Genomic DNA, 12374 nt, shown 5'->3' on the forward strand with positions numbered 1-12374 from the left:
CTTAGTTCTGTTTTTCCATTTGTGCGCGCAGCAGAGCACCAAGAGTGGTGTCAACTGGAGCATCAGCAGCAGCTGGCTTATCGCGCAGGCTCTGGATTGCTTCTTTCTCTTCAGCATCATCTTTCGACTTGATGGAGAGTTGGATTACGCGGCTCTTGCGGTCAACGCTGATGATCTTGGCTTCTACTTCTTCGCCTTCTTTCAGAACGTTACGCGCGTCTTCAACGCGGTCACGGCTGATTTCGGAGGCTTTCAGAGTCGCTTCGATATCGTCGGCCAAAGTGATGATGGCGCCTTTAGCGTCAACTTCCTTCACGATGCCCTTAACGATTGCGCCTTTGTCGTTCTCTTGTACGTACTCGGAGAACGGATCGCTTTCCAGTTGCTTGATACCCAGGGAGATGCGCTCACGCTCTGGGTCAACCGACAGGATAACGGTGTCCAGCTCGTCGCCCTTCTTGAAACGACGAACAGCTTCTTCGCCTACTTCGTTCCAGGAGATGTCGGACAGGTGAACCAGGCCGTCGATGCCGCCGTCCAGACCAATGAAGATACCGAAATCGGTGATCGACTTGATGGTGCCGGAGATTTTATCGCCCTTGTTGAACTGGCCAGAGAAATCTTCCCATGGGTTAGATTTGCACTGCTTGATGCCCAGGGAGATACGACGACGCTCTTCGTCGATGTCCAGAACCATAACTTCCACTTCGTCGCCGACTTGTACGACTTTCGAAGGGTGGATGTTCTTGTTGGTCCAGTCCATTTCGGAAACGTGTACCAGGCCTTCCACGCCTTCTTCCAGCTCTGCGAAGCAGCCGTAGTCGGTCAGGTTGGTAACACGCGCGGTAACGCGAGTGCTTTCTGGGTAACGAGCCTTGATAGCGACCCATGGATCTTCGCCCAGCTGCTTCAAGCCCAGGGAGACACGGTTGCGCTCACGATCGTACTTCAGAACCTTGACATCGATCTCGTCGCCAACGTTGACGATTTCCGATGGATGCTTGATACGCTTCCAAGCCATGTCGGTAATGTGCAGCAGGCCATCGACGCCACCCAGATCGACGAATGCGCCGTAATCGGTGAGGTTCTTGACGATACCTTTGACTTGTTGGCCTTCCTGCAGGGATTCCAGCAGAGCTTCACGCTCGGCGGAGTTCTCTGCTTCCAGGACGCTGCGACGGGAAACGACAACGTTGTTGCGCTTCTGGTCGAGCTTGATGACCTTGAATTCGAGTTCTTTGCCTTCCAGGTGCGTGGTGTCGCGCACAGGACGAACGTCGACCAAAGAACCTGGCAGGAACGCACGGATGCCGTTAACGTCGACAGTGAAGCCGCCTTTAACCTTACCGTTGATAACGCCCTTGACCACTTCTTCAGCTGCGAAGGCTGCTTCGAGAACAATCCAGCATTCAGCGCGCTTGGCTTTTTCACGGGACAGCTTGGTTTCACCGAAACCGTCTTCAACCGAGTCCAGAGCAACGTGAACTTCGTCACCGACATTGATAGTCAGGTCACCAGCATCGTTGTAGAACTGTTCCAGCGGGATCAGAGCTTCAGACTTCAGACCAGCGTGAACGGTTACCCAGCGAGCTTGGTAATCGATATCAACGATAACACCGGTGATGATGGAGCCTGCCTGAAGGTTCAGGGTTTTTAGGCTTTCTTCAAAGAGTTCCGCAAAGCTTTCGCTCATTTTAATTCCTGTTGATAAGGGCGAAGAATACGCCCATCTCCACACCCCAGACGGTATGGGTCAGTTTCAATTAAAAGAAGCACCACAGGACTATGACTGGTCCCCTGCGGCCTTCTTGGTCATCCGGCGATATCGCGAATGGCGATTTCACTCAAGATGCGTTCCAGCACCTGCTCGATGGACAACTCCGTGGAATCCAGCTGTATGGCGTCAGCCGCCGGCTTGAGCGGGGCTACCGCACGCTGGGTGTCACGCTCATCACGTGCACGGATCTCATCTAGCAGACTCGACAGACTAACACCATCGACTTTGCCCTTCAACTGCAAGTAACGGCGACGGGCCCGTTCCTCGGCGCTGGCGGTCAGGAAAATCTTCAGTGGCGCCTCGGGAAATACCACCGTGCCCATGTCGCGGCCGTCCGCCACAAGCCCCGGCGGTTCCTGGAAAGCCCGCTGGCGCTGCAGCAACGCGTCGCGCACCGCCGGCAATGCGGCGACCTGGGAGGCCCAGGAACCGACTTGCTCGTTACGCAAGTCATCGGTCACATCGTCCCCTTCCAGGATGATGCGCTGAGGATGACCTTCCGTCGCCCCGACGAACTGCACGTCCAAATGCGCAGCCAGCAACTTCAGCGACTCTTCGTTGGTCAGGTCGACGCCATGGTTGCGTGCGGCAAAAGCCAGCAAGCGGTACAGCGCCCCGGAATCCAGCAGGCACCAGCCCAGGCGCTTGGCCAGGATGCCGGCGATCGTGCCTTTGCCCGAGCCGCTTGGCCCGTCGATGGTAATCACCGGTGCTTTGATATTCACAATTGAGCCTCTTGGGCAACACGAATGCCGACGTGGGCACACAGTGTAAGAAAATTCGGAAAAGACGTAGCCACGTTGGCACAGTCATGGATACGAATCGGCGCGGCCGCTCGCAGCGAAGCCACGCTGAAGGCCATGGCAATCCGGTGATCGCCATGGGCATGGACTTCACCACCGCCTATCACGCCACCATCAATAATAATCCCATCAGGTGTAGGTTCGCACTTTACGCCCAGCGCGAGCAGACCGTCGGCCATGACCTGGATCCGGTCGGACTCCTTGACCCGCAACTCCTGCGCCCCGCGCAATACCGTTCGGCCTTCAGCGCACGCCGCCGCCACGAACAGCACCGGGAACTCATCGATAGCCAGCGGAACCAACGCCTCGGGAATCTCGATCCCCTTCAGCGGCGCCGCGCGAACGCGCAGGTCCGCAACAGGCTCGCCACCCACTTCCCGCTGGTTTTGCAGGCTGATATCCGCGCCCATCAGCCGCAGGATATCGATCACCCCGGTACGGGTCGGATTGATGCCCACATGCTCAAGCAACAGCTCGGAGCCTTCGGCAATCGAAGCGGCCACCAGGAAAAACGCCGAGGAGGAAATATCCCCCGGCACCTCGATATGCGTCGCGGTAAGCGAATGATCCGACTCGACCGAAGCCGTAGCCCCCACTACCTCCACCGGACAACCAAAACCCCGCAACATCCGCTCGGTATGGTCGCGTGTAGGCGCCGGCTCGGTTATCGAGGTTTTACCCTCGGCATACAACCCGGCCAGCAACAGGCAGGATTTAACCTGGGCACTGGCCATCGGTAATGCATAGTCCAATCCCTTGAGCGCCTGACCGCCCCGAATGGTCAGCGGCGGCCGCCCTTGCGGCCCGGTCTCGATCACCGCGCCCATCTCGCGCAATGGCTTGGCCACCCGGCTCATGGGGCGCTTGGACAACGATGCATCACCGGTCAACACGCTGTCGAAGCGCTGGGCCGCCAGCAAACCGGACAACAGCCGCATGGATGTACCGGAGTTACCGAGGTAGATCGGGCCTGGCGCCGGCTTCAAGCCATGCAGGCCAACCCCATGAATGGTGACGCGCCCATGGTGCGGGCCTTCAATCACCACGCCCATGTCGCGAAACGCCTGCAAGGTTGCCAGGGCGTCTTCACCCTCCAAAAAACCTTCTACCTCAGTAATACCGTCTGCGAGGGAGCCCAGCATGATCGAGCGATGAGAAATCGATTTATCCCCGGGCACCCGAATCTGCCCGCTCAAGCGGCCACCAGGGCTGGCGAGAAACACCAGGTCATCCGCATTTGCAGCAGCATCCATATAAGCCCGACGCGCCAGAATCTTGCTGAAATGCTCCCGCGCCACCCGCGCACGGGTGAACACGCCCAACAACTGATGCCCGTCGCCGGCATCGACCGCATCGCGCAAGGCGTCGAGGTCGCTGCGGAACGTATCCAGGGTGCGCAACACCGCATCGCGGTTGGCGAGGAAGATGTCATGCCACATCACCGGGTCGCTGCCGGCAATCCGGGTAAAATCACGGAACCCACCGGCGGCGTATCGGAAAATATCGAGGTTCTCATTGCGTTTGGCCAGCGAGTCCACCAGGCCAAACGCCAGCAAATGCGGCAGGTGGCTGGTCGCCGCCAACACTTCATCGTGGCGCTCGACCTGCATATGCTCAACATCCGCGCCCAACTCGCGCCAGAGCCGATCCACCACGGCCAGTGCCGCAGGATCGGTTTCGTCCAGCGGCGTCAGAATCACTTTATGGCGACGGAATAACTGCGCATTGGACGCCTCCACCCCACTCTGCTCGGAACCGGCAATCGGGTGCCCGGGCACAAAGCGCGCTGGCATGCCTCCAAACGCCATCCGCGCGGCACGCACGACATTGCCCTTGGCACTGCCGACGTCGGTAAGGATTGCCTGGCCAAGATCCATACCGGCCAACAGCGCCAGCATTTTTTCCATGGCCAGGATCGGCACCGCCAACTGAATGACATCCGCCCCCTGACAGGCAACCGCCAGGTCCGCCTCGCAACGATCCACCACACCCAACTCAACCGCCAACTTGCGCGATTGCGGGTCCAGGTCCACACCGACCACCTCGCCACACAGGCCGCTTTCCCGCAAGCCCTTGGCGAAGGAGCCGCCGATCAATCCCAGACCGACCACCACCAGGCGACCGATCATAGGCACAGCAGGTTGCAATGCAGTGACATCAACCACGAGCCAGAACCTTGGCCAGCGCCTCAAGGAAGCGGCTGTTCTCAGCAGGCAGACCAATGGTGATGCGCAGGTGGTTCGGCATGCCATAGTTGGCCACCGGACGCACGATCACACCCTCACGCAGCAAGCCCTGGAACACAGGAGCAGCCACTTGACCAAGGTCGACACAAATGAAGTTGCCCTTGGACGGGATCCAGCCCAAGCCCAACTCACGAAAGCCTTCCTGCAACTGCAACATGCCGCTTTCGTTGAGGCGACGGCCTTCTTCCAAGCACTCGGCGTCCTGCACCGCAGCGCAAGCCGCCGCCAGCGCGAGGCTGTTGACGTTGAATGGCTGGCGAACACGGTTCAGCACATCGGCCACCACCGCAGTCGACAGGCCGTAACCGACCCGCAGCGACGCCAGGCCATAAGCCTTGGAGAAAGTGCGTGAGACCAGCAAGTTCGGATAAGCCGCAAGGAAATCCAGGCCGTCCGGCAGGTCACTGCCTTCGGCGTACTCGATGTATGCCTCGTCGAGCACCACCAGTACATGCTCCGGCACGTCCTGCAGGAAGTTGTCCAGCACCTCGGCGCTGAACCAGGTGCCGGTCGGGTTATTCGGGTTGGCGATGAACACGACGCGAGTCAGGCCATCAATGGCCGCCAACATGGCCGGCAGGTCATGGCCCCAATCTTTCGCAGGAATCACGCGCGCTTCAGCGCCCACGGCCTGGGTCACGATCGGATACACCGCAAATGCGTGTTCGCTGAACACTGCGTTCAGGCCCGGCGCCAGATAGGCACGGCCGACCAGCTCCAGAATGTCGTTGGAGCCGTTACCCAGGGTCACCTGGCTCAGGTCAACCCGGCATTTTTCCGCCAACAGGGATTTGAGCGCAAAGCCATTACCATCGGGATAACGGGTCAACTCAGCCAGCGCATCACGAATCGCCGCCAATACCTTTGGGCTTGGGCCCAACGGGTTTTCGTTACTGGCCAGCTTGACGATCTTCGACGGATCCAGGTTCAGCTCACGCGCCAGCTCGTCCACAGGCTTGCCCGGAACGTAAGGCGACAGTTGTTGCACGCCCGGCTGTGCCAGGGCGAGGAAGTTGCCACTCATGTTAAAGCCTCACAAAACCGCTTTCGGGTAAGAGCCCAGCACCTTGAGTGCCACGGCTTCCTGACTGATTTTCTCGAGCACACCCTTGACCAGCGGGTCACGGTGGTGGCCGACGAAATCGATAAAGAACACATAAGTCCATTTACCGCTGCGCGAAGGACGAGTCTCGATTCGCGTCAGGTCAATCCCGTTGTCGTGGAACGGCACCAGCAGCTCATGCAGCGCGCCGGGCTTGTTGCTCATGGAGACGATGATCGATGTCTTGTCGTCGCCGGTCGGCGGCACTTCCTGGCTGCCGATCATCAAGAAGCGCGTGGAGTTATCCGGGCGATCCTCGATTTTCTCGGCCAGGCGCGTCAGGCCGTACAGGCCAGCGGCCATATCACCGGCAATTGCCGCCGAATTCCACTCGCCCTTGACCCGCTTTGCCGCTTCGGCGTTGCTCGACACCGCCACGCGCTCCACGTTCGGGTAGTGCGCGTCCAGCCACTTGCGGCACTGGGCCAGGGACTGGGCGTGGGAGTAGATGCGACTGATGCTGTCGGTCTTGGTGTTTTCGCCCACCAGCAGGTGGTGGTGGATACGCAGCTCGACTTCGCCGCAGATCACCATGTCGTGCTCAAGGAAGCTGTCGAGGGTGTGGTTGACCGCGCCTTCGGTGGAGTTTTCTACCGGCACCACGCCAAAATTCACCGCACCAGCGGCCACTTCACGGAACACTTCGTCGATCGCAGCCATTGGCTTGCTGATTACGGCGTGGCCAAAGTGCTTCATGGCGGCGGCTTGAGTGAAAGTGCCTTCAGGGCCCAGGTAAGCCACTTTCAGCGGCTGCTCCAGTGCCAGGCACGAAGACATGATTTCGCGGAACAACCGCGCCATCTCTTCGTTGCCCAACGGCCCCTTGTTACGCTCCATCACGCGCTTGAGCACTTGGGCCTCACGCTCCGGACGGTAGAACACCGGCACTTCGCCTTCAGCCAGGGAGGCCATTTTCACCCGTGCAACTTCCTGGGCGCACCGCGCGCGCTCACTGATCAGCTCCAGGACTTTCTCGTCCAGGCTGTCAATGCGTACGCGCAGAGCCTTGAGTTCTTGCTCAGACATTAGCCGTGTTCCTTTTCGAACTCTGCCATGTAAGCCACCAGCGCCTTGACGGCGTGGATATCGACAGCGTTATAGATGGAGGCGCGCATGCCACCTACCGAACGGTGGCCCTTGAGGTTCAACAAGCCGCGCTCGTCGGCGCCAGCCAGGAATGGCTTGTCCAGGCGGTCATCCGCCAGGCGGAACGGCACGTTCATCCACGAGCGGTCCGTCAGGTTGATCGGGTTGCTGTACAGGCCGCTCGCGTCGATGAAGTCGTACAGGGTACGTTTCTTCTCTTCGTTGAGCTTGCCCATGGCAGCCACACCGCCCTGCTCTTTCAGCCATTCGAACACCAGGCCCGACAGGTACCAGGCGAACGCCGGCGGGGTGTTGTACATCGAGCCGTTATCGGCCGCGACCTTGTAATTGAGCATGGTCGGGCACACCGAGCGGGCGCGACCCAACAGGTCTTCACGGATGATGTTGACCACGATGCCGCTCGGGCCGATGTTCTTCTGCGCGCCGGCGTAGATCATGCCGTACCTGGATACATCGATAGGGCGCGACAGGATGTCCGAAGACATGTCGCACACCAGCGGTACATCACCCACCTCCGGCACCCAGTCGAACTCCAGGCCGCCGATGGTTTCGTTCGCTACATAGTGAACATAGGCCGCGTCTTTCGAGAGTTTCCACTCGTTCTGACCGGGAATGGCGAAGTAGTCGTAAGGCTTGGCCGTGCCCGCCACGTTGACGTGACCATAACGAGAGGCTTCTTCAATGGCCTTCTGGCCCCAGATACCGGTGTCGATATAGTCGGCAGTGCCGTCTTCCGGCAGCAGGTTCAATGGAATCTGGGCGAACTGCTGGCTCGCACCACCCTGCAGGAACAGCACTTTGTAGTCGGACGGAATGCCCAGCAAGTCGCGCATATCCTGCTCGGCCTTGGTGGCAATGGACACGAACTCATCGCTGCGATGGCTCATTTCCATCACGGAGAGGCCTTTTCCATGCCAGTCGAGGAGTTCACCCTGCGCACGCTGCAGGACTGCTTCAGGAAGCGCCGCGGGACCGGCACAGAAGTTATAGGCTCTCTTGCTCACATCCAATCTCACTTTGATTTGGTGGGGCTGCAATCATATTTGGCCACAACCTCTGCCTGGAGCGTACATCTGTGGGAGCTGGCTTGCCTGCGATAGCCGCGCCGCGGTATCACTGAATGACCGAGGCGCCCGTATCGCAGGCAAGCCAGCTCCCACACTGATCGCGTCCAGGCCGAGGACGTGTTGTTTCATAAGGGACAAACAACAAGGGGGCGAATCTTCATCCGCCCCCTGTGTGTCCGCTTATTCCTGCGGTTCTTCTTCGTCTGCAGCAGCGTCGAGTGTTGGCTCGTCGACGGCGTCATCACCAGCGGCGATCACCTCGCCCTCAACCTCTTCGCCTTCCAGCTCCTCGCCTTCGACTTCCGATGGTTCCTGGACACGCTCCAGGCCTACCAACGTCTCGTCGCTGGCCAGTTTGATCAAGGTCACACCCTGGGTGTTACGACCCAGGCTCGACACTTCATCAACTCGGGTACGCACCAAGGTGCCCTGGTCGGAAATCAGCATGATTTCCTCGCCATCCAGCACCTGCACCGCACCGACCAGGCGGCCGTTGCGGTCGTTGCTGACCATGGCGATAACGCCCTGGCCGCCACGCTTGTACTCAGGGAATTCGCTGATAGCGGTACGCTTGCCGTAGCCACGGGCCGAAGCAGTGAGGATCTCGCTGCCTTCTTCCGGGATCAGCATCGAAATCAGCTTCTGCCCTTCTGGCAGGCGCATGCCGCGCACACCGCGGGCGGTACGGCCCATGGCGCGAACGTCGGATTCCTTAAAGCGCGTGACCTTGCCGCCGTCGGAGAACAGCATGACTTCACGCTCGCCATCGGTGATGGCCGCGCTGATCAATACGTCGCCTTCGTCCAGTTCCAGGGCGATGAGGCCCACGCTGCGTTGGCGGCTGAAAGATTCCAGCGGGGTCTTCTTCACGGTGCCCATGGCAGTGGCCATGAAGATGAAGTGACCTTCGGTGTACTCGTCTACCGGCAGCATGGTGGTGATGTATTCATCACTGTCCAGCGGCAGCAGGTTGACCAACGGACGACCACGGGCAGCGCGGGAGGCTTCCGGGATTTCGTAGGTTTTCAGCCAGTACACCTTGCCCTTGCTGGAGAACAGCAGCAGCGTGGTGTGGCTGTTGGCAACCAGCAGGTGAGCGATGTAGTCCTCATCCTTGACGCCGGTAGCCGATTTGCCTTTACCGCCACGACGCTGGGCCTGGTACGCAGCCAATGGCTGGGTCTTGGCATAGCCACCGTGGGAGATGGTCACGACGCGATCTTCTTCCGGGATCATGTCACCCAGGGTCAGGTCGAGACGGGCATCGAGAATCTCGGTGCGGCGCACGTCGCCGTATTCGGCGCGGATCACTTCCAGCTCTTCGCGGATCACTTCCATCAGGCGCACAGCGCTGTTGAGGATGCGGATCAGCTCGCCGATCTGGTTGAGAATCTCCTGGTACTCGGCCAGCAGTTTTTCGTGCTCCAGGCCGGTCAGGCGGTGCAGACGCAGCTCCAGGATGGCCTGGGCCTGTTCCGGGGACAGGAAATACTTGCCGTCGCGCAGGCCGTATTGTGGGTCCAGGGTCTCCGGACGGCACGAATCGGCACCGGCACGCTCAACCATCGCCACTACGGCGCTGGATTCCCACGGCATCTTGATCAGGGCTTCTTTGGCTTCCGACGGAGTCGGCGAGGCCTTGATCAGGGCGATGACCGGGTCGATGTTCGACAGCGCAACCGCCTGGCCTTCCAGGATGTGGCCGCGCTCGCGGGCCTTGCGCAGTTCGAACACTGTACGGCGGGTTACCACTTCGCGGCGGTGACGCACGAAGGCTTCCAGCAGGTCCTTGAGGTTCAGGATGCGCGGGCGACCGTCGATCAGCGCTACTACGTTGATACCAAACACGCTTTGCAGCTGGGTCTGGGCGTAGAGGTTGTTGAGGATCACCTCAGGCACTTCGCCACGACGCAGCTCGATCACCACCCGCATACCGTCTTTGTCAGACTCGTCGCGCAGTTCGGTGATGCCTTCCAGCTTCTTCTCTTTAACCAGCTCGGCGATCTTCTCGATCAGACGCGCCTTGTTCAACTGGTAAGGCAGTTCGGTGATGACGATCTGCTGACGGCCACCGACCTTGTCGATGTCTTCGATCATCGAGCGGGCGCGCATGTAAATGCGCCCACGACCGGTGCGGTAGGCTTCGATGATGCCGGCGCGACCGTTGATGATCGCGGCCGTCGGGAAGTCTGGGCCGGGGATGTATTGCATCAGCTCATCGATGGTCAACTCAGGGTTGTCGATGAGGGCCAGGCAACCGTCGATGACTTCACCGAGGTTGTGTGGCGGGATGTTGGTGGCCATGCCCACGGCGATACCGCTGGAGCCGTTGACCAGCAGGTTGGGAATACGGGTTGGCATGACCGCCGGGATCATTTCGGTGCCGTCGTAGTTCGGCACCCAGTCCACGGTTTCTTTGTGCAGGTCAGCCAGCAACTCGTGCGCCAGCTTGGTCATGCGCACTTCGGTGTATCGCATGGCCGCGGCGTTGTCGCCGTCGACCGAGCCGAAGTTGCCCTGGCCGTCTACCAGCAGGTAGCGCAGGGAAAACGGCTGGGCCATCCGAACGATGGTGTCGTACACCGCAGTGTCGCCGTGAGGGTGATACTTACCGATCACGTCACCGACAACACGGGCAGATTTCTTGTACGGCTTGTTCCAGTCGTTACCCAGCTCGCTCATTGCGAACAGCACACGCCTGTGCACGGGCTTCAAGCCATCGCGCGCATCAGGCAGTGCCCGCCCGACAATCACGCTCATCGCGTAGTCGAGGTAGGACTGTTTCAGCTCGTCTTCGATATTGACCGGGAGGATTTCTTTGGCCAGTTCGCCCATGAGAAGCCTGATTCCTTTTTCGGGTGAAACCTCGTCACATCCATATGGGACGAACGAAGCTCGCCGCTACCGGCATGGTGCCTGGCAACGACTTACGACAAATCAACGAGTTATGACACGGATCTGCGCATTAAAGGTTACCCCTTGAGGTGACCCTGGAAACCGCCGAATGTTATCACAATCGCCGCCACGCACCTATCCCCCTGATGAGCATGGAGCATAGTAAGTTGACGGACGACAGGCTTGACGGCGACGAGAGGGCCTTAGAGCCGGTTCCAAGGCGTTTTTTGCGGGTAAATAGCCTTAATGCAGGCGTTTACGGCACATCAATTGCGCCATCTTCGCCGTGTCGGGGCGCTCGACGATGCCTTTTTCGGTGACGATCACATCAATCAGGTCTGCTGGCGTCACGTCAAACACCGGGTTGAAGGCGTCTACGTCGGCGGCGACACGGGTGCCGCCGACTTCCAGCAGCTCCTGGATGTCGCGCTCTTCGAGCGGCACGTCATCACCACTGGTTGCCATCATGTCGATGGTGGAACTGGGCGCCACCACCATGAAGCGCACACCGTGATGCATGGCGCACACCGCCAACTGATAAGTGCCGATCTTGCTGACCACATCACCGTTGGCCGTAATACAGTCGGCGCCGACAATCACCCAGGTCACGCCTTTGGTCTTGAGAATGTGCGCGCCAGCCGAGTCGGCATTCACGGTGACCGGAATTCCCTCGCCGGCCAGCTCCCAGGCCGTCAACCGCGAGCCTTGCAGCCAAGGCCGGGTCTCGTTGGCGTAGACCCGCTCTACCATGCCCTCCAGAAATGCTGCGCGAATCACACCCAGCGCCGTGCCGACGCCGCCGGTGGCCAGTGCACCCGCGTTACCATGGGTCAGGATCGCCTGGACGTTGCCCTGGTGCTTGCGGATCAGTTCCACCCCCAACTGCGCCATGGTCAGGTTGGCTTCACGATCACTCTGGTGAATCGCCACCGCCTCGGCCTCCAGCACCTTCAACGGGTCAGCGTGTTTCTTGAGGCGATCCAGACAATCGCGCATGCGTTTCATGGCCCAGAAAAGGTTCGACGCCGTCGGACGGGTATCCGCCAGCAGCGCGTAGTCCTCTTCCCAGGAGGCCTGCCAGTCATCACCCTCGGCGATGCGCGCACGGGCGGCCAGCACCAGGCCATATGCGGCACTGATACCAATGGCCGGCGCACCGCGCACCACCATCGAGCGAATGGCCTCGGCCACCTCGGCGGCGCTGGTGCAGGCCATCCAGGTTTCTGCAGACGGCAACACACGCTGATCGAGCAGGTACAGTGCGCCATCACACCACTCGATGGCCTTCACTTTCTCCGCAGCCAACAGTCGATCGCGCATCCCTCACCCCGCACTCATGAACAAAAGCCGCCGATTATAGCGATCCGCCAGCCAGGA

General features: G+C 59.9%; 8 protein-coding genes. All 8 read right to left on the reverse strand.

The genetic code is table 11. The annotated features are described in order from the left end of the window. Position 1: 1 nt before the first annotated feature. The 8 genes from rpsA to mtnA all read right to left on the reverse strand — a co-directional run bounded on the left by rpsA (position 2) and on the right by mtnA (position 12317). Positions 2–1693 (reverse strand): 30S ribosomal protein S1, encoded by a 1692-nt coding sequence (rpsA, locus tag ACZRN6_RS00915; protein WP_322144031.1) that lies wholly within the window; start codon positions 1691–1693, stop codon positions 2–4. 119 nt (positions 1694–1812) lie between these two features. Further along, on the reverse strand, positions 1813–2502 hold the full coding sequence (gene cmk, locus ACZRN6_RS00920; protein WP_003172653.1) for a (d)CMP kinase: 690 nt from the start codon (positions 2500–2502) through the stop codon (positions 1813–1815). Beyond that, positions 2499–4709: a bifunctional prephenate dehydrogenase/3-phosphoshikimate 1-carboxyvinyltransferase gene (locus tag ACZRN6_RS00925; RefSeq protein ID WP_464007160.1), complete on the reverse strand. Its 2211-nt coding sequence runs from the start codon at positions 4707–4709 to the stop codon at positions 2499–2501. The genes cmk and ACZRN6_RS00925 overlap by 4 nt, the downstream gene beginning before the upstream one ends. A 28-nt stretch (positions 4710–4737) precedes the next feature. Continuing rightward, positions 4738–5850 (reverse strand): histidinol-phosphate transaminase, encoded by a 1113-nt coding sequence (gene hisC / locus ACZRN6_RS00930; protein ID WP_464007014.1) that lies wholly within the window; start codon positions 5848–5850, stop codon positions 4738–4740. A gap of 9 nt (positions 5851–5859) precedes the next feature. After that, a complete protein-coding gene (gene pheA / locus ACZRN6_RS00935; protein ID WP_003218812.1) occupies positions 5860–6954 on the reverse strand; it encodes a prephenate dehydratase in 1095 nt (364 codons plus the stop codon). Continuing rightward, positions 6954–8039 carry a 3-phosphoserine/phosphohydroxythreonine transaminase gene (gene serC / locus ACZRN6_RS00940; RefSeq protein ID WP_322144029.1) on the reverse strand — a complete coding sequence of 362 codons (1086 nt, stop codon included), beginning with the start codon at positions 8037–8039 and terminating at the stop codon, positions 6954–6956. Before serC ends, pheA begins: the two co-directional genes overlap by 1 nt. A gap of 243 nt (positions 8040–8282) precedes the next feature. After that, positions 8283–10937 (reverse strand): DNA gyrase subunit A, encoded by a 2655-nt coding sequence (gene gyrA / locus ACZRN6_RS00945; RefSeq protein WP_464007015.1) that lies wholly within the window; start codon positions 10935–10937, stop codon positions 8283–8285. A 303-nt stretch (positions 10938–11240) separates the two neighbouring features. Next, positions 11241–12317 carry an S-methyl-5-thioribose-1-phosphate isomerase gene (gene mtnA, locus ACZRN6_RS00950; protein ID WP_464007016.1) on the reverse strand — a complete coding sequence of 359 codons (1077 nt, stop codon included), beginning with the start codon at positions 12315–12317 and terminating at the stop codon, positions 11241–11243. Positions 12318–12374: the final 57 nt, after the last annotated feature.

The sequence above is a fragment of the Pseudomonas sp. A125 genome, assembly GCF_055409485.1.

What these genes read in the sequence shown, in the direction of transcription:
- rpsA (WP_322144031.1), bottom strand. Translation starts at nt 1,693, where the DNA reads ATGAGCGAAAGCTTTGCGGAACTCTTTGAAGAAAGCCTAAAAACCCTG.
- ACZRN6_RS00925 (WP_464007160.1), bottom strand. Translation starts at nt 4,709, where the DNA reads ATGATCGGTCGCCTGGTGGTGGTCGGTCTGGGATTGATCGGCGGCTCC.
- hisC (WP_464007014.1), bottom strand. Translation starts at nt 5,850, where the DNA reads ATGAGTGGCAACTTCCTCGCCCTGGCACAGCCGGGCGTGCAACAACTG.
- pheA (WP_003218812.1), bottom strand. Translation starts at nt 6,954, where the DNA reads ATGTCTGAGCAAGAACTCAAGGCTCTGCGCGTACGCATTGACAGCCTG.
- gyrA (WP_464007015.1), bottom strand. Translation starts at nt 10,937, where the DNA reads ATGGGCGAACTGGCCAAAGAAATCCTCCCGGTCAATATCGAAGACGAG.
- mtnA (WP_464007016.1), bottom strand. Translation starts at nt 12,317, where the DNA reads ATGCGCGATCGACTGTTGGCTGCGGAGAAAGTGAAGGCCATCGAGTGG.